This window comes from Gottfriedia acidiceleris (assembly GCF_002128425.1).
Lineage (GTDB): Bacteria > Bacillota > Bacilli > Bacillales > Bacillaceae_G > Gottfriedia > Gottfriedia acidiceleris.
Genome location: NZ_NESS01000005.1, coordinates 139978 through 158003 on the forward strand (window position 1 = coordinate 139978; position 18026 = coordinate 158003).

The 18026-nt window shown below is 33.0% G+C and carries 17 protein-coding genes and 1 riboswitch; of the genes, 6 read left to right on the forward strand and 11 right to left on the reverse strand.

The window, feature by feature from the left end:
• Positions 1–111: 111 nt before the first annotated feature.
• Both B6K90_RS11310 and B6K90_RS11315 read left to right on the forward strand, forming a co-directional pair.
• Positions 112–591 (forward strand): hypothetical protein, encoded by a 480-nt coding sequence (locus B6K90_RS11310; RefSeq protein WP_088012853.1) that lies wholly within the window; start codon positions 112–114, stop codon positions 589–591.
• 261 nt (positions 592–852) lie between these two features.
• Positions 853–1329: a GyrI-like domain-containing protein gene (locus tag B6K90_RS11315; RefSeq protein ID WP_088012854.1), complete on the forward strand. Its 477-nt coding sequence runs from the start codon at positions 853–855 to the stop codon at positions 1327–1329.
• Positions 1330–1589: 260 nt separating this feature from the next.
• On the opposite strand, the gene hisC is transcribed toward B6K90_RS11315, so the two are convergent.
• From hisC to B6K90_RS11345, 6 genes are all read right to left on the reverse strand, one after another.
• Positions 1590–2672: a histidinol-phosphate transaminase gene (hisC, locus tag B6K90_RS11320; RefSeq protein ID WP_088012855.1), complete on the reverse strand. Its 1083-nt coding sequence runs from the start codon at positions 2670–2672 to the stop codon at positions 1590–1592.
• Positions 2673–2846: 174 nt separating this feature from the next.
• The gene (locus B6K90_RS11325; protein WP_088012856.1) at positions 2847–3998 is read right to left on the reverse strand and encodes a homogentisate 1,2-dioxygenase; all 1152 of its coding nucleotides are present in this window, start codon (positions 3996–3998) and stop codon (positions 2847–2849) included.
• A 10-nt stretch (positions 3999–4008) separates the two neighbouring features.
• On the reverse strand, positions 4009–4905 hold the full coding sequence (locus B6K90_RS11330) for a fumarylacetoacetate hydrolase family protein (RefSeq protein WP_088012857.1): 897 nt from the start codon (positions 4903–4905) through the stop codon (positions 4009–4011).
• A gap of 4 nt (positions 4906–4909) precedes the next feature.
• Positions 4910–5521 (reverse strand): flavin reductase family protein, encoded by a 612-nt coding sequence (locus B6K90_RS11335; RefSeq protein ID WP_088012859.1) that lies wholly within the window; start codon positions 5519–5521, stop codon positions 4910–4912.
• A 12-nt stretch (positions 5522–5533) separates the two neighbouring features.
• Complete coding sequence (gene hppD, locus B6K90_RS11340; RefSeq protein WP_088012860.1) at positions 5534–6649, reverse strand: 4-hydroxyphenylpyruvate dioxygenase; 1116 nt, start codon at positions 6647–6649, stop codon at positions 5534–5536.
• Between the two features lie 322 nt (positions 6650–6971).
• On the reverse strand, positions 6972–7292 hold the full coding sequence (locus B6K90_RS11345; protein ID WP_088012861.1) for a winged helix-turn-helix transcriptional regulator: 321 nt from the start codon (positions 7290–7292) through the stop codon (positions 6972–6974).
• A gap of 336 nt (positions 7293–7628) precedes the next feature.
• Between B6K90_RS11345 and B6K90_RS11350 the strand changes: the two genes are divergently transcribed.
• On the forward strand, positions 7629–8165 hold the full coding sequence (locus B6K90_RS11350; RefSeq protein WP_088012863.1) for a flavodoxin family protein: 537 nt from the start codon (positions 7629–7631) through the stop codon (positions 8163–8165).
• 23 nt (positions 8166–8188) lie between these two features.
• Positions 8189–9346: an iron-containing alcohol dehydrogenase gene (locus B6K90_RS11355; RefSeq protein WP_088012864.1), complete on the forward strand. Its 1158-nt coding sequence runs from the start codon at positions 8189–8191 to the stop codon at positions 9344–9346.
• Positions 9347–9458: 112 nt separating this feature from the next.
• Here the strand turns inward: B6K90_RS11355 and B6K90_RS11360 are convergent, their stop codons facing one another.
• A complete protein-coding gene (locus B6K90_RS11360) occupies positions 9459–10412 on the reverse strand; it encodes a carbohydrate kinase family protein (protein WP_088012865.1) in 954 nt (317 codons plus the stop codon).
• A 182-nt stretch (positions 10413–10594) separates the two neighbouring features.
• Positions 10595–10639, forward strand: a riboswitch (PreQ1 riboswitch).
• 5 nt (positions 10640–10644) lie between these two features.
• On the opposite strand from B6K90_RS11360, the gene B6K90_RS11365 reads away from it, so the two are divergent.
• A complete protein-coding gene (locus B6K90_RS11365; RefSeq protein WP_088012866.1) occupies positions 10645–11130 on the forward strand; it encodes a QueT transporter family protein in 486 nt (161 codons plus the stop codon).
• A 49-nt stretch (positions 11131–11179) separates the two neighbouring features.
• On the opposite strand, the gene B6K90_RS11370 is transcribed toward B6K90_RS11365, so the two are convergent.
• Entirely contained in the window at positions 11180–11557 is a 378-nt protein-coding gene (locus tag B6K90_RS11370) for a VOC family protein (protein WP_088012868.1), read from the reverse strand.
• Positions 11558–11744: 187 nt separating this feature from the next.
• Between B6K90_RS11370 and B6K90_RS11375 the strand changes: the two genes are divergently transcribed.
• Positions 11745–12410 (forward strand): O-methyltransferase, encoded by a 666-nt coding sequence (locus tag B6K90_RS11375; RefSeq protein WP_088012869.1) that lies wholly within the window; start codon positions 11745–11747, stop codon positions 12408–12410.
• A 138-nt stretch (positions 12411–12548) separates the two neighbouring features.
• Here B6K90_RS11375 and mutL read toward each other — a convergent pair whose 3' ends face one another.
• From mutL to cotE, 3 genes are all read right to left on the reverse strand, one after another.
• The gene (gene mutL / locus B6K90_RS11380; protein WP_088012870.1) at positions 12549–14492 is read right to left on the reverse strand and encodes a DNA mismatch repair endonuclease MutL; all 1944 of its coding nucleotides are present in this window, start codon (positions 14490–14492) and stop codon (positions 12549–12551) included.
• A gap of 113 nt (positions 14493–14605) precedes the next feature.
• Positions 14606–17248, reverse strand: a complete 2643-nt coding sequence (mutS, locus tag B6K90_RS11385; RefSeq protein ID WP_088012872.1) for a DNA mismatch repair protein MutS — start codon at positions 17246–17248, stop codon at positions 14606–14608.
• Between the two features lie 153 nt (positions 17249–17401).
• Complete coding sequence (cotE, locus tag B6K90_RS11390) at positions 17402–17947, reverse strand: outer spore coat protein CotE (RefSeq protein ID WP_088012873.1); 546 nt, start codon at positions 17945–17947, stop codon at positions 17402–17404.
• Between the last annotated feature and the right edge of the window lie 79 nt (positions 17948–18026).

Here is an 18026-nt window from a genome sequence, read left to right on the forward strand (position 1 = left end):
AAGTTTATTAAAACTTTATTTTTTTGATTTTCGATAAAGAGTATCATTTTTTGATACATTTGGCTAATAGAATCATCTTGTAAAGAATAAATCCACTAAGGAGAGAGCAAAATGTCTAAATACTCAATTAAAACAATCTCAGAAAACTACAAAATGACTGCCTTCGGTGTTTCACTTGAAGACTACAACGACTGGGCAGGTAATGCAGCAAAAACTGCAGCGAAAAAAGCTGAAATCACTGAAAATGGTAAGCTAGCTGAACTTCTCGCGATAGCTGACGGGCAAGAATATCAAATCAACTACAGCATCGACCACAAGGCTTGGCGAGGCTTTGGCGTGATGGGTGAGTTCGACGTTGTAGGCGCGGTCGTCCTTGATTTCCTCGCTGGCGACTACCTGGTCGTGCACGGCACAGGCACTAACAAAGATCGCCTTGCTGATGAAATCACAGGCAAGGTTTTCAGCGGCATGTTGCAAGAAATCACAGACTATAAATACGTTGGTCCTGGTAACTCAACATTTGTCAAAGCAGATGAAAACGGTGAATTCTACTGCGAAATGTGGCTTCGTGTAAAAAAGGTCGAAGGCTAAACTCTGTCAAATTTGTCAAAATCAAAAAACGAGGTCTGTCAAATTTGACAGACTCTACTTTAAGAAGAAAAACTCACTAAATTCATCATGAACAGAGCGCCCTTTGGGCAAAAGTCTCTAATTCTGAGAACATTTTGGCAGAATACACTGGAAGCTTTTGGTGGTAATGAGGGCTCTTACTTGACCAATTTGGAATTCGTTGTTATTTTGAAGCGGAAACCGACCTCTCAGAAAAAAATCTGAAAAAAAAGGAGTACTTACATGGCAAATTACACACTTGAACATAAAAAAACATTCACATTGACCGCTTATGGTTTTTCAATCCAGTCGAATTTCCAAGACATGCAAGCTTTACAAAAGGAAAAAGCTGAGTTTTGGGCTTTACTCAAGGCTGACGGGCGTTTTGATAAGCTCAAAGACGCAGCAAAAGACGATCGCGAATGGTCAGTCAACGAAGTATATCAAGGCAAACCGTGGAATTATTTTGCGGTTGAAGCTGGCAAATCCGTGTCTGACGCAACTCGCATCATCGAGTTTCCAGAAAGCGAGTACATCGTGGTCGCAGGAAATGGCGACAAGGAAACTTTGTTTGATCAGCTAACATACCGTGCTTTTGGCGAAGTCTTGGCCCAAATCACTGACTACGCTTACGTTGGCGGTCCAAATGCGACTTATCGCAAAGCTAACGTGGACGGCACTTTCTATGGGGAATTTTGGGTACCTGTGGTTAAAAAATAATAATAAAAAATCATGTAAAAAAGGATTTTTTCAATTTGTTGTCAAAGCCTCGATTTTTCGAGGCTTTGTATTATTATTCCCCCTTCAAATATTCATAAGTTAATTATATCAACTTAACGACTTTTATAATTTTGGGGAATTTCAAAGTTTTTCATATAAATTCAGTCAATTTTTATCTAACTAATGTACCATTTAATTTAAAAAATATATTAAGACAAAACAAAAACCGTCATTTTTAAAAATGACGATTTTCTAATTAATCAAATAGTAGAAGTATTTTTCGTTAATGCTGGCTTCAAATGTAAGATTAGACCTTCATTTTCTGCAGCAGTTCCAATTGTAATTCGAATTCCATTAGGGAACGCACGGATAATGTATCCTTTTGATTCTAGATCCTTAAAGATTTCTTGGCTATTTTCAAGTGGGATAAATATAAAGTTAGCTTGTGATGGATAGTATTCGATTCCATAACTATCGAAAAACTCTTCATATTGTTCCATGCCTTTTTTATTTTCTTCCACACAGTTTTTTATAAAGACTTGGTCTTCAAGTGCTGCAATTGCTGCTACTTGAGATAGCATTGAAGTGTTGAATGGAAGTCTAGCAATATTTAATTCTTGAATTAATTTGCTATTTGCGATACCATAACCGATTCTAAATGATGCTAGGCCGTAAGCTTTTGAAAATGTTCTTAAAACAATTAGATTTTCAAATTTATTTAGTAAAGAGATTGTATCAGGGAAATCTGATGCTGATACATATTCAACGTAAGCTTCGTCAACAACTACAAAAGTAGAACTTGGTACTTTTTCTAAAAACTCAACTAATTTGCGGCTACCAATATATGTACCTGTTGGGTTATTTGGATTACAAATCCAAACAATTTTAGTATTCGCATCTACTTGTTCTAGCATAGCATCTAAATCATGTACACCTTTAACTAAAGGAACAGCTCTAACTTCAGCTCCTTCAATTACCGCGTGATGGGAATATTGTGAAAAAGTTTGAGATGCTTGTACAACATTATGTTCTTTCGTTAGAAGCGCTCGACTAATCATTTGAATAACTTCGTCAGCACCACTTCCGAATATTAATTGATCTGGCTGTATATTTAAGAAATTTGCTAGTTTCTTACTAATTTCTTCTGTTGCTCCATCTGGATAAATCGCAAACTTACTTACTACATTACGTAGTTCTTCAAAAACTTTAGGAGAACATCCGAATGGATTTTCATTTGATGCAAGTTTTACTACTTTGTCTAGACCATATTCACGCATGACTACTTCACTTGGTTTACCTGGTGTATATGCTTGAAGAGTCAAAATTTGTGGTTTCACGTACATACTTATTTCTCCTTTTATTCAAAGTTTTGTATAATGTTGTCAGTTTATCATATTATTAAGCTGTTAATCTAGTACTATTTTCAAGAATATTGCAAATTATCTAGTTCCATATTGCCTGAGGTATGTTGAAAATAGCTTATTTCAAATTCAAATAAAAAGTAGAATCAAAAGACTCTACTTTTCAATCCAACTACCCATATAAGCCGGATCTTCATATTGATGTGCTTCTTTTACTACATATAGTGGTCTAAATGTATCAATCATAACTGCTAGTTCTAATGTTTCTTTCTTTCCAATACTACCTTCAGTTTTACCTGGATGTGGTCCATGTGGAATACCTGATGGATGTAATGTAATCGATTCTTGTTCAATTCCTTTTCTACTCATAAAGTTTCCTTCTACATAGTAAAGTACCTCATCACTGTTTACATTACTGTGTACATAAGGTGCCGGAATTGCTTCTGGATGGTAATCATACATCCTTGGAACAAATGAGCACACTACAAAATTATGACCTTCGAATGTTTGATGTACTGGAGGTGGCTGATGAATTCTTCCTGTAATTGGTTCGAAATCTTCAATATTAAATGCCCATGGATATAAATACCCATCCCATCCTACTACATCAAAAGGATGATGTGTTAAGATATGTTTATAAAGGTTTCCTCTTGCTCTAGTTAAAACAGTAAATTCACCTTTTTCATCGTATGTCTCTAGTGTTTCTGGTCCTCTAAAATCACGTTCGCAAAATGGACTATGCTCAAGCATTTGGCCATATTCATTTCGATAACGTCTTGGCGTTGTTAATTGGCTATTAGACTCAACAATTAAAAACTTCGTATCAGCATTCGGAACTACTTTGTAAATTGTTCCAATCGGGATCATAATATAATCCCCTTTATGGTAAGTAATTGTTCCAAACATTGTTTGGACTTCACCTGAACCGTAATGGACGAAGAACATTTCATCTCCTTCACCATTTCGATAAAAATGCTTGCTTTCTTCTGTCACGTTTGCAACTGCAATTAAAAGATCAGAGTTACCTAAAACATATACCCTTCCTTCTAAAGCATCACCTGTACGCTCTAAATTGTTTGTACGAATATGTCGGTGTTGCAGGGATGTTTGTTCTTCAAATTCGATTTGAAGTGATTTATAAAATGATGTTTCACTAACTGATGTAGGCATATTGTTATGATATAAAATGGATTGAGTACCTGAAAATCCTTTTGTACCCATTACCTGCTCTCTATATAATGTCCCATCTTCTTTACGAAATTGAATATGTCTTTTCTTTGGAATTTTACCAAGACTACGATAATACATACGCTTCCCCTCACTTTCTAACAGTATTTCGTAATGTACCTAAACCTGTAATGCTTAACTCTACGACGTCTCCATCTTCTAACCAGCGATGTTTTTCTTCGCCAAGTTCTAAGATACAACCTGTTCCAACAGTTCCGGAGCCAATTACATCACCTGGATATAGTGTTACATTTTTTGAAGCATGAGAAATTAATTCTGGAACGGAATAATAAATTGAAGAAAAATTGCCAGTAGAAATGACTTTTCCATTAACTGCAGCTGTCATCTTCAAATCATAGCTTTTATTCGTTCTAAATTGTTCAATTTCATCTTTTGTTACAATGCAAGGTCCTAAAGAAGTAGCAAAATCCTTACCTTTAGAAGGACCTAAACCAACCTTTACTTCATGTGCTTGAATATCTCTAGCACTCCAGTCATTCAATATTGTATAGCCAAGAATATAATCATCAGCTTCTTCAACTGAGATATCTTTTCCTTCTTTACCGATAATACAAGCGATTTCTAATTCAAAATCCATCTTTTTGCAATTAGCTGGAATGCTTACGTGATCTTCAGGTCCAACAACCGCTCGATGATTCGTAAAATAGAAAACCGGTACGTCATACCACTCAGGTATCATCTCTAGACCTCTTCTGCCACGAGCAGTTTTCACATGCTCCTCAAAGGCATAAAAATCACGGATACTTTGTGGTTTAGGTAATGGTGCTCGCAATTGAACGGAAGAAAGCGGAATACCTTCTCCTGTTAATTCTGCTATTTCATTTTTATATTTATCATAGTTTTCTAGAATCGTTATTAAATCTGCTGGGATTTTGCCATTACTAGCTTTATTTAGATCAATTACTTGATCTTCAACTAATAAACCTGCTCGCTCATTACCATCATATTGAAAAGTTATAAATTTCATGCCTTCACCTTTTTCTTTCAATTGCAAAAGTATCAGAAATAGCACGTGTGTATGAATGTCCAGCAAGGCGGCCAACTGGTTTTAGTTTTTCAGTATTGATTTTGCCATCTGCATATAATTCATCATTTATATGAACATTAACAACTTTACCAATTACTAAACTTCCAGCACCTTTGTTCTCGCCAAAATGTAGTAGGTCATGAAGCTCACATTCTAGTCCTACTAGACTTTCTTTAACTCGAGGAACTTTTACCATTGTCCCATCGATTTTTGTAAGACCCACTTGTTCAAATTCATCTACTCCATATGGAAAATCTGTGGCAGCATTATTAACTTGTTCGCAAATTTCTTCACTTACAATATTAATAATAAATCGTTTTGTCAGTTCAATATTTTTTAATGTGTCCTTTTTCTCGCCGTCTGTACCTCTAATCATTGGTGCAAAGCACACTAGCATCGGGTCAGCACAAATCGCTGTAAAGAAACTAAAAGGTGCAACATTCGCTACACCTTCTGAGTTTACAGTTGAAACAAATGCAATCGGACGAGGCAACACTGAACCAATTAACAGCTTATAAGCATCTTGCCATGGTAAAGTATCCGGTCTAATTTCCATTGTTACAACTCCTTATAGATTTCCTCGAAGTTCTTGCTCACGCTCGATTGATTCGAATAATGCTTTGAAGTTACCATCACCGAATCCTCTAGCACCTTTACGTTGAATAATTTCAATAAATAAAGTTGGACGGTCAACGATTGGACGAGTGAAGATTTGTAATAAATACCCTTCATCATCACGGTCAACTAAAATCTTTAATTCTCTTAATTTCTCAATATCTTCATCAATTTTTCCAACGCGTTCTGTTAACATATCATAATACGTATCTGGTGTTTTTAAGAATTCCACACCTAGAGCTCTAAGTTTAGTAACTGTATCAACAATATCCTCAGTTAATAAAGCAATATGTTGTACGCCTGGTCCATTGTTATAGTCTAGGTACTCTTGAATTTGTGATTTCTTTTTACCTTCAGCTGGCTCATTAATTGGGAATTTAATTCTGCTTCCATTTGTCATAACTTTTGACATTAATGCAGAATACTCAGTACTAATATCGTCATCGTCGAAATGGATCATTGATTGGAATCCCATTACATTTTCATAGTAAGAAACCCATTCTTCCATTCTTTCAACGTTACCAACTACATGGTCTAATGCGATTAATCCTGTTTCATTTACTGGAATTGTGAACGCACGATCTTTATATCCTGGTAAGAAAGGACCGTTGTAGTCGCCTTTTTCGATTAATGTGTGAATTGTATCACCATAAGTTCCGATTACAGCTTTTTTAACTGTACCATATTCATCACTAACTTCAGTTGGAGGTAAAATTTTAATAGCTCCACGGCTTACTGCACCTTGATAAGCTGTTTCAATATCATCTACTAATAAAGCGATATCTTTAACACCATCGCCATGTTTTTTAATAAAGTCAGCAATTTTAGAATCTTCTTTTAAAGTTCCAGTAATAACTAGACGAATCGTACCATTTTTTAATACGTAAGAAACTTTATCACGTACTTTTGTTTCTAAACCAGAGTATGCTACTGGTGTAAATCCAAAAGTGTTTGCAAAGAAATAAGCTGTTTGTTTCGCGTTACCTACATATAATTCTAAATGATGTACATCTTGTACTGGAAAAACATCATAGCTAGTATTTGTTTGTTTTAATTCATCTTGTTTCATTTTAATTTCCCCCTATAAAATACGAATTTTGTAAAGAAAAGAAAAAACTATGTAAGAGCGTTAAGTAAACGCTTACAAAACAAATAAACCGCATAAAAAAAATTCTTAACAAGGTGACAATTCGCCAAGAATACCATTTGGAAATATATGGTAATTTCCCAAAACGAATACACAACCTTTACTACTATATAAATGTAATCATCGTTTTATGAATCGATTTTACATTTATATAGTAGTCTCTAAAATAAATATTTCTACACTTCTTTTTAAATTCCTTCATAAAATTTTAAATTAAATAAATTTTTTGTCGTTTCTAAATTTTTTAATTCGTCTTGCTTTTCTTGAGATGATTTCCGCCCCATGCACATAAGAGATCCAAAATTGGTTTCATTGATTTACCGTATTCATTTAATTCGTATTCCACTTTTGGTGGGATTTGATCATAAGCAATACGATTAATAAGTCCATCCGCTTCTAACTCTCTTAATTGTTGTGTTAACATTTTTTGAGTTATTTTAGGCATCAATTTTCTAAGCTCATTCGTTCTCTTTTTACCAGTTTCTAAATGGCATAGTATGATACATTTCCACTTACCACCAATTACCTCAATCGCTGCTTCGATTGGCATATTATATTCTTTCATATATCCTCCAACATTGCTTCTTAACTATTTAATTAAATTAACGGTTAATTTACTCAACTTTTTTAGTTCAAATGAAAACTTCAAAACTACCCAATTTTTAGATATTCTATCCATTGTCCTATCAATGATTTTACAGATTATAGTAAATGGTTCATAAAATATAGCATACAAATATTTTATAGTTCAAATAAATAACAGTTATAAAAAATTCAAACTTAGTTCTATTTACCCGATTAACAATACGTTTTATAGGCACTTTTTAGTACGTACTTTATTTTAAGATCGTTATCATTCATAATTACAATCATAATTTATTTAAAAAGGAGTGGGAACAGTATGTTTATCATTCATGGTAGTTCAAGGGAAAACGGGAATACAGAGCAACTAACAAATCTCATTACAAAAGATGTTGCAAAGACGGAAGTACAATTACGACATAAAAATATTAAGGCGATTAACGACCAAAGACACGAGCCAACGGGCTTCCAACCAATTGATGATGATTACGGGGAAATTATTAAAGAAATGCTAGAACATGAGACGATTATTTTTTCAACGCCTTTATATTGGTATGGTATGAGTGGATATATGAAAAACTTTATTGATCGTTGGTCTCAAAGTCTTCGTGATAAAGATCTTCAATTCACTGAAAAAATAAAAAACAAAAAAATGTATGTCGTAATTGTTGGTGGCGATCAGCCAAAAATTAAAGCACTACCATTAATTTTACAATTTAAACATATATTTGAATTTGTTGGAGCAACATTTGAAGGATATATTATTGGCCAAGGAAGTACACCTGGAGCAATTTTGGAAGATCAATTAGCAATTCAACAAGCCGAACTGTTAAATACAACATTAAAAAATAAGTAAGTACAACTAGAAGGAGCAAGACCTTGATTCCATTTTTACAACATAACCCAACTAAATTATGGTTTGGGAAAAATCAAATTGAACAATTAGCAAATGAAGTACAAAATTATAATCGTATACTTGTCGTTTTTGGTGGTGGCAGTATTAAAAAAAATGGCGTATATGATGATGTAATGAACCAACTCAGTAGTAAAACGATTTTTGAACTTTCTGGTGTTGAACCAAACCCGAGACTTACAACGGTTCAAAAAGGTATTCATATTTGTAGAGATGAAAAAATAGATTTTATTTTAGCTGTAGGTGGCGGAAGTGTAATCGATTGTGTTAAAGCTATAGCAATTGGCGTTCCATTCGAAGGAGATGTGTGGGATCTTATTACTAGAAAATCCCAACCTACTAGTGCAACTCCTTTTGGTACTGTTTTAACTTTAGCTGCAACTGGTTCAGAAATGAACTGCACATCAGTCATATCAAATATGGATGTGAATGAAAAAAGAGGATGGAGTAATCCGCTCGTTTTTCCTAAATTTTCAATATTAGACCCTTCTTATACATTCTCGGTACCTTTAGATCAAACAATCTATGGTATTGTTGACATTATGTCACATGCATTAGAGCAATATTTCCACCGTGTTAGCAACACACCTATGATTGATCGCTTTATCGAAAGTTTATTAATTACAGTAATCGAAGCTGGTGGAAAGCTTGTTAAAGACTTAGAAAACTATGATTTACGTGAAACAATTATGTACGCTGGAACGACAGCCTTTAATGATACGTTATTAAATGGTACGGATGGCGGCGACTGGGCATCACATCAAATTGAACATGCAGTATCTGCCATTTACGATATTCCACACGGCGGTGGATTAGCAATCATCTTCCCTAACTGGTTAAGTCACTGCTTAGAATATGATCCTAACAGAATTAAAATGCTTGCAACGAATGTTTTTGGAATTTCTGAAGAAGGTAAAACAACAAAACAAGTTGCAGAAGAAGGAATCCAAGCACTAAGAAGTTTTTGGAATTCAATCGGTGCACCAAACCGTTTAGCAGATTATCAAATTGATGACTCTCGTTTAGACGAATTAGTTGGAAAATCCTTCGTAAAACCAATAGTTGGTGGTTACAAAATTTTAGATAAGGAAAGTGTGAGAGATATTTTAGTTTTCTCTCTTTAATGATCAAAAGAACCTTGCCATAAGTGAGGTTCTTTTTTGTAGAAGCAGTTTTTACTTTCTCAATATTATTAATTACCTTACAAAAAAAAGAACCCTTTAAAAGGTTCTCAGGCTAAAATTGCATTTCTACCCAATTAAGTTCATTAATATGGTGATCAACAACGTTACAACACATATTCGGGTTTATCGTATCGACATGTGAAATTGTAATAGAAGACATTGACACGGAAAATTTAACTGTATCAACAATGCTCATATTATTCATATAGCCATATCCGATACCGGCAACTAAAGCATCTCCCGCTCCCGTTACATTAACAACAGAAACACCATCTGCTTGGATAATTCCCTCTTCTATTCCATCATTATAATAAATTCCTTCAGCGTCTAAACTAATGAAAACATTCGTTACGCCTAATTCTCTAAAATATCTTCCTGCTTTTCGTACATCTTCAACTGAAGTAATATTAAATCCGCATAATACTTCGGCTTCATGTCGATTTGGTTTAATCGTATGAAAATATTTAATATAATCTCTAATTTTTGAAGCTTTTGATGCAGATACAGGATCTAAAATAAATTTAGTGTCTTTATGGAAATTTGTTAATAAATAAGCTAAAATACTAGGATTATCCGCGTCAACTACCATATATTCAGCATATCGAATAACATCTGCTTTAGAGTCTATAAACTCTTTTGTAAAATTGTTTGTAATATTTAAATCCACTACTGCTGAGACCATTTCTCCACTTTCATTTAAAATGGCTACGTATGTTGGAGTAGATTCACCTTTAATAATTAATGTATCTTCCATATCGATGTTTATATTTTTTGCATGATTTAACATGTTGATTCCATTGATATCGTCACCTATGACAGAAATAAACTTTGTATTTAAGTTTACCTTTGCCATATTTTCTGCAATATTCCGGCAAACACCACCAAATGATACTTTTACACTGCCTGGATTTGAATCATATGGACGATAATTTTTTTTCGTAAAACCGATAATATCACATATAGAAACACCAAATACTAAAATATATGGATTAGAAGGAATTGTCATTTTGTCAGTCCTTTCATTTTAAACTGAAAGAAAAATCTTTTGTTCTGTTTAGTTAATTATATCAGTATAGTATAATTTTTATAAAGTATTTTTTTGAACTTATTTTCACAATTAATTTCTTTATTATTATTGACTAAAAATATTTTTAAGTATAATATTTAATCTTACGTTTAAAAAATATATTTTACGTGGTTCGAGAACCTCCCACGAAAAAAAACTAAGGAGAAACAAAATGAAGTTAAAGACAATTACTGTTAATGGAGTATTTGCTGCACTATATATTGCAGTAACGTACTTTATTCAGCCATTCGGATTTACGAATGTACAATTTCGTGTATCCGAAATATTTAACCATTTAGTCGTTTTTAATAAAAAGTACATATATGGAGTAGTTTTAGGAGTTATATTAGCTAATTTTTTCTTTTCTCCAATTATGGCATATGATTTAGTCTTTGGTGTTGGGCAATCAATTATTTCTTTATTCATTACAATTGCAACGTCAAAATTCATAAAAGGGATTATACCGAGAATGATTGTTAACACGATTGTTTTTACGATTACTATGTTCTTAATCGCAATCGAATTAAAACTAGCATTTCATTTACCTTTCCCAATGACTTATTTAACAACAGCCATTGGTGAATTTGTAGTGATGGTTATTGGTATACCAATTATGTACTATTTAAATAAACGAGTAAAATTCGAACATCTTATTTAATTAAAAAGAGTTATTTCCTAAATGGAAACAACTCTTTTTTTTTTATGTATTATTTGTCTTCTCTTAATAAATAGTCATTACCATCTTGGTCGTAGAAATTAAACATTGAACCGTATGGCATTTTCATCAAGTCATCAACTTTTACACCGTTTTGTTTCATTTTTTCATAAGCAGCTTCAATATCTGTTGTACTAAAAAGTACAGATGGATGAGCTATTTTTTCTGGTTTATGTTGTTCCATTGAAGATTTAGAGTAAAGAACTAAAGTAGTAAATTCACTTTCGCTTGGAGCTACTTCAATCCATTTTGCATCAGGTCCCATTGGCATTTCTAATTTAAGAACAAACCCCATTTTATTAATCCAAAAATCTTTTGCCTGCTCTTGATCTTGTACATAAACAGTAACTTTACCGATTTTATTAATCATAGAAAGATCTCCTCTACTGGTTAATTTTACTACCAATTTATTTTAGCAAACACAATTCCATAAAACAAACTGATTAAGTACTACTTAATTTTAACTTCATACGTATGACTTTTTTCATGTAGAAGCATTTTTATAAAACATTACCATATACTTTTTTGAAACATTAAAAAGTAAGGGGGAAGAATTCTTGCCTAATAACGTAATTTGGAACGATGTTGATGCATATTTCATAGAAAAGCTAATTCCGAATGATCCAATCTTAGAAAATGTATTACTTGCAAATCATCATGCTGGTCTACCTAGTATAGATGTATCTCCTACTCAAGGTAAATTACTTTATCTTTTAGCAAAAATTAAAGGCGCTAAAAATATATTAGAAATCGGTACTTTAGGTGGATATAGTAGTATTTGGTTAGCTCGTGCTCTTCCCGAAGATGGGAAATTAACAACTTTAGAAATTAGCCAAGACCATGCAAAAGTTGCTGAACAAAATATTAAGGAAGCAAAATTGCAAGATAAAGTGGAAATTATTATAGGAAAAGCGTTAGATACATTGCCAACTTTAAAAGACTCAAAGCCTTTATTTGATTTCATATTTATTGATGCCGATAAACCAAATAATCCTCACTATTTAAAATGGGCATTACAATTAGCAAACTCTGGCGCATTAATTATTGTGGATAATGTTGTTCGAAACGGAGAAGTAATTTATGAAACGAGTCACGATGAAAGTGTCAAAGGTGTCCGTCAATTAATGGATCTAATAGCTACAGATTCTCGTATTGACACTACCGCAATTCAGACTGTTGGATTAAAAGGATATGATGGTTTTGTGATTGGAGTTGTTAAATAACATTAAAACGAGGGTGCCCTAAAAGTCTAACTTTTTACTGGAACACTCGTTTTAACAAAAGTGGATAAAAAAAGGAGCAACCATATATCAGTTAACCTGATCTATGAGAAAGCTCCTTAAAAATTTAAAATTATTTTATTACATTACACGCTTAAACATTTTTTCAAGCTCGTACGAACTAAAATGGATTACGATTGGTCGGCCATGAGGACAAGTAAATGGATTGCTTGATTTTCTCAACGATTCTAATAGATTAAAAATTTCATCGTTTGTTATATATTGATTTGCTTTTATTGATGCTTTACAGCTCATCATGATGGCTTTTTCTTCACGCAGTTTTTTTATATTTATTGTACCGCGTTTTAATAGTTCTTGAATCATTTCATCGATTAATGTATCTTCTTGCCCTTCTGGAAACCAATTTGGATGTTCACGAATGACATAACTATTTGATCCGAACTTCTCGATAAATAGTCCAACTTCTTGAAGTTCATCATGATATTGGTCTAATAAAATAGCTTGCTCTGGTGAAACATCAAATGTAATTGGAATTAATAAAGTTTGTAGTTCTGATGCAATTTCCCCTATCTTTTCCTTAAAATATTCATAGTAAACACGTTCCTGGGCAGCATGTTGATCAATTAAATATAATCCTTTTTCATTTTGAGCAATAATATATGTTCCGTGCATTTGACCGATTGGATATAAAGGAGGTAGTTGGTCTATATTTTGCTCATCATATACTTCTTCGTTAACAATGACCGTTTCTTCTATATTTGATTGGTCGTCCTCATTTACAAAATTTGAATAACCTACGTCTTTATTAGATCCATGTGTTTCAAAATAAAGACTCTCATAATCGGTTGGAATTGAAAAGTCATTTTGAATAGATTCATTGAATTCAATTGAATTTTCTTTACTTACTGTTTCATTAGTTTCATCCGAATAATTCGAATTAGTATTATAACGTTCTTGAAGCGAAAAAGGTAATTTCTTTTCTACGTCTTCTTTTATAGAAGAATGTTCAAACGAAAATGTAGATTGTTCACTAAATACTTTTTCCTTTGGAGCTGTTCGGGTAATTTCAGGAATAAGAGAACGACCCCTAAAAACTTTTTTTATACTTTCAGTAATTAATGTAAATAATTGATCCTCTTTACTAAAACGAACTTCTTGTTTTGTTGGATGAACATTTACATCGACTAATTGAGGGTCCATTTTAATAAATAACGAAACGATTGGAAAACGGCCAATTGGTAGCAAAGTATGATAGCCTTCGCTAATCGATTTATTTACGCCATAGTGTTTTACATATCTTCCATTTACATATAGTGAAATATAGTTTCTAGTTGCTCTTGTATATTCAGGCATTGATAAATAGCCTTCAATTTGAAAGTCTAATGACTCGCCTTTAAAATGAACCATATTTTTAGCAATTTGTAGGCCGTATAATGAAGCAAGAATTTGTCTTGCGTCTCCATTTCCATTACTTCGGAACATTAATTTATCATTATGTTTTAAATCAAAAGCGATTTGTGGATTTGCTAAGGCTAGACGATAGACAACGTCTGTCACATTACTTAATTCTGTTTGGACTGTTCTCATATATTTTAATCTAGCTGGTGTATTAAAAAATAAATTTGAAACTTCAATACTTGTCCCTTTGGATTTAGCAATTTCTTTTTGAGATTGCAAAACTCCACCTTTTAAAATTGTTTCAATTCCCGGGCCAACTTCTGTTGAAGTTTTTACCGTTACATAACTTACAGATGCAATACTCGGCAATGCTTCACCGCGGAAGCCTAATGTCCGTATTCGAAATAAGTCATTTTCATCTTTTATTTTACTAGTTGCATGACGCTCAAATGCAAGTATACTATCTTGCTTTGTCATCCCTTCGCCATTATCACTTACAAAAATTCGTGAGAGTCCACCGTCATTAATTTCAACTGTAATACGTGTACTAATCGCATCAATTGCATTCTCAAGTAATTCCTTAACAACTGATGCAGGACGTTCTACAACTTCACCAGCTGCTATTTGATTGGCTAAAATTTCATCTAACTTCTGTATCTTTGACATAAGTGAACCTCCTCTCTCAAATAAATGAACTATACAATTAATAAGGTATAGTTCATTACGCTATTAACATAATTTTAACTATTAATAAAAAGAAAGGCCAATTGGCCCTCTTTTCATTTTTTAACTTGCTTTTGAAGTTCATATAATAAATTAAATGCTTCCATTGGATTTAATTCTAATATATTAATTCCCTTTAATTGATCGATTACAGGATGGTTTTTAACAACTTCTTTAACCATCGGTTGAGGATCGTCAAATAAGCTTAACTGGGATCCAGCATCTTCTTTATCGGTTGTTTGATCAATTTCTTTTATCAGTTCTTGATTATTTACAATCTCTTTTTCTTTATTTTCAATTTCCTCTTTAACATAAGAATGATTATTTGATTCTAGATCACTTAATAGTTCTTTTGCTCGAATGATGACATCTTTCGGAAGATTTGCTAATTCAGCAACATGGATTCCGTAACTTTGATCCGCTGCACCTTCAAAGATTTTATGAAGAAATAATACTTTTCCTTCTTGCTCTTTTGCCGCTACATGAATGTTCTTTAAAAACTTAAGTTGATTTGCTAATACCGTTAATTCATGGTAATGGGTAGAAAAAAGTGTTTTTGCTCCGATATGATCATGTATATATTCAATCATTGCTTGTGCTAAAGCCATTCCATCATACGTTGATGTTCCCCTACCAATTTCATCAAATAAGATTAAACTTTTTTCTGTAGCATTCGTGATTGCATAATTAGCTTCTAGCATTTCGACCATGAATGTACTCTGTCCAGAGATTAAATCATCTGCAGCTCCAATACGAGTAAATATTTGATCAAAAATAGGTAGTTTTGCATATTCAGCAGGTACATAGCATCCAATTTGAGCCAATATACTTATTAATGCAACTTGTTTCATATACGTACTTTTACCAGCCATATTAGGTCCAGTAATTAAAAATTGATGGGTATCAACATCGAAATTTGTATCGTTCGGAATATATTCTGAACCTAGTAATACCTTTTCGACTACTGGATGTCTTCCATTCTTCACGATATATTCTCTATCTGCGGTAAATGTTGGTCTTACATATCCATTTTTTTCACTTACTACAGAAAAACTTTGTAATACGTCAATTTGGCTAATTACTTGTCCTAATGTTTGAAGTCTAGATAAATATTGTTTTACTTGTTCTCGTATTGAAATAAATAACTCATATTCCAACCCAATCATTTTTTCTTCGGCTTCTAGAATCATCGTTTCTTTTTCTTTTAGCTCTTCCGTAATAAAGCGTTCTGCATTCGCTAACGTTTGTTTACGCTCGTAACGTCCTTCTGGTATTTGATTAATATTTGATCTAGTTACCTCGATAAAGTAGCCGAAAATTCGATTATATCCAATTTTTAAGGACTTAATCCCCGTAATTTCTCTTTCTCTTTGCTCTAATTCCATTAGCCAATTTTTACCGTTCTTACTAACGAATCGATATTCATCTAATGTTTTATGAAAGCCATCTTTAATAATGTTTCCTTCTTTAATTGATAAAGGAGCATCTTCAATAATTGCATTTTCTAAAAGCATTTGAAGCTCTTCGCATGGATCTATTTGATTAATTAGTTCATCAATATTTTCATGATTAATTGATTTTAAAGCATGAACAATTGAAGGTACTGTTTGAAGTGAACGTTTTAATTGTAATAAATCTCTTGCATTTACATTACCAAATGAGACTTTACCAGCTAAGCGCTCTAAATCATATACATCTTTTAATAATTCCTTCAGATCTTCACGTATAAAATAGTTTTCCATAAGCAATTCCACAATGGTCAAACGGTGCTCGATTTGTTTAGTACTTACTAGTGGACGTTGAATCCATTTTTTTAGTAATCTTCCACCCATCGCTGTTTTCGTTTCATCTAATAACCAATTCAACGATCCTTGCTTATTTTTTGAACGTTGAGTTTCAACTAACTCTAGGTTTCTCATCGAATACATGTCCATATTTAAAAAATCATGCTGATTAATAACAACGATTTCTTGAAGATGAGATAGTGTTCGTTTTTGCGTTCTCGATAAATAGTTTAATAATCTTGCTGCAGTTGTTTTTAAACTAGTTTGTTCAATTGATCTTACAACATTTGTAAATTCCTCTGTTAAACGATCATTCTCCTCGAATGAAACAGTAATTGAAAAGCTTTTTTCAAGTGTTTGAATCGCTTTAGATGAAAAATCTTCATTTACAACAACTTCTTTTGTACCTGTAGCTGCAATTTTTAAAACTGCTTCTTCAATTGATCCACTAAGTAATAAAGCATTGCCTTCACCAGTCGTCAAATCAATCCAAGCTAAAGCATATGAACTTGGCGTTACTTCTGATAATGTTGAGATATAATGATTTTGCTTTTCATCAATCGATCTACCTTCCATTTGCGTCCCTGGAGTAATCAACTGAACAACCTCTCTTTTTACTACTCCTTTTGCGACCGTTGGATCCTCGACCTGTTCACAAATCGCTACTTTATATCCTTTTTCAACCAATTGTTCTATATATCCAGCAGCAGAATGGAATGGTACACCACACATAGGAATTCGTTCATCAGTTCCTCCTGCTCGTCCGGTTAAAGTAATTTCTAAAACTTGAGATGCCTTTATTGCATCTTCAAAAAACATTTCATAAAAATCACCAAGTCTAAAAAACAAAAATGCATCTTGGTAATTTTTCTTTATATTTAAATATTGCTCAATCATTGGCGTATAAGTTGCCATTTGTATCCTCTCCATCAAAAAACATTCTTCGCATATTATATCACATTTTGACGAAGCCTCTAGAAAGTTCGAAAGTTAAGACAAAGAAAACTTTCGATTGATTGATGAATGGCAAAATAAAAAAGCTAGGAAGTATCACCTCCCTAGCCTAACTTACTCTTCTTCGCCCTCTAAAACAAAATCTGGATCTAAATCTTCAAACTCATCATCTACATCAAAGAAATCGTCATCGTCGTGTACACCATGTGGTGCAACAAGTACGACTACTTTCGTTTCACCTACAACTTCAACTAATACTTCTTTCTCTACTGTTACAATAAATCGATTACCATTTGGAGAAATAATTGCATCTAAACAATTTGGATGTTTTAATGATCTAGCAATAACTTCACAATCTTCGCCAGTAAAATTTTCATCTCTGTGTCTTAATTTTACTACTTCATGATACTTAACAGCCTCTGGAACTACTTCTGTTTTCGTATTATCACCATAGGAGTACCAAATATTAATATCATATTTACCAGATACTTCTACTCCATCTTTACATTTTTTTGCATCATATACATGGTTTATAACCCAGCAGCCTAAAATACTTGATGGAGTATGATTTGGTGTGATTGTATGTGTGACTTTGTTATATTTCTTGCCTCTTCCTACGACTGCCTTCGTTATAATCTCTCTATGTTCGCGTTCAGACATAGGTGTGACCCTCCTCGTTCCATTTTCATTTCATTCTATGCGTGACATATGCGGAATGTGTTAATGACATGAAAATTCT

What these genes read in the sequence shown, in the direction of transcription:
- B6K90_RS11310 (WP_088012853.1), top strand. Translation starts at nt 112, where the DNA reads ATGTCTAAATACTCAATTAAAACAATCTCAGAAAACTACAAAATGACT.
- B6K90_RS11315 (WP_088012854.1), top strand. Translation starts at nt 853, where the DNA reads ATGGCAAATTACACACTTGAACATAAAAAAACATTCACATTGACCGCT.
- hisC (WP_088012855.1), bottom strand. Translation starts at nt 2,672, where the DNA reads ATGTACGTGAAACCACAAATTTTGACTCTTCAAGCATATACACCAGGT.
- B6K90_RS11325 (WP_088012856.1), bottom strand. Translation starts at nt 3,998, where the DNA reads ATGTATTATCGTAGTCTTGGTAAAATTCCAAAGAAAAGACATATTCAA.
- B6K90_RS11330 (WP_088012857.1), bottom strand. Translation starts at nt 4,905, where the DNA reads ATGAAATTTATAACTTTTCAATATGATGGTAATGAGCGAGCAGGTTTA.
- B6K90_RS11335 (WP_088012859.1), bottom strand. Translation starts at nt 5,521, where the DNA reads ATGGAAATTAGACCGGATACTTTACCATGGCAAGATGCTTATAAGCTG.
- hppD (WP_088012860.1), bottom strand. Translation starts at nt 6,649, where the DNA reads ATGAAACAAGATGAATTAAAACAAACAAATACTAGCTATGATGTTTTT.
- B6K90_RS11345 (WP_088012861.1), bottom strand. Translation starts at nt 7,292, where the DNA reads ATGAAAGAATATAATATGCCAATCGAAGCAGCGATTGAGGTAATTGGT.
- B6K90_RS11350 (WP_088012863.1), top strand. Translation starts at nt 7,629, where the DNA reads ATGTTTATCATTCATGGTAGTTCAAGGGAAAACGGGAATACAGAGCAA.
- B6K90_RS11360 (WP_088012865.1), bottom strand. Translation starts at nt 10,412, where the DNA reads ATGACAATTCCTTCTAATCCATATATTTTAGTATTTGGTGTTTCTATA.
- B6K90_RS11365 (WP_088012866.1), top strand. Translation starts at nt 10,645, where the DNA reads ATGAAGTTAAAGACAATTACTGTTAATGGAGTATTTGCTGCACTATAT.
- B6K90_RS11370 (WP_088012868.1), bottom strand. Translation starts at nt 11,557, where the DNA reads ATGATTAATAAAATCGGTAAAGTTACTGTTTATGTACAAGATCAAGAG.
- mutL (WP_088012870.1), bottom strand. Translation starts at nt 14,492, where the DNA reads ATGTCAAAGATACAGAAGTTAGATGAAATTTTAGCCAATCAAATAGCA.
- mutS (WP_088012872.1), bottom strand. Translation starts at nt 17,248, where the DNA reads ATGGCAACTTATACGCCAATGATTGAGCAATATTTAAATATAAAGAAA.
- cotE (WP_088012873.1), bottom strand. Translation starts at nt 17,947, where the DNA reads ATGTCTGAACGCGAACATAGAGAGATTATAACGAAGGCAGTCGTAGGA.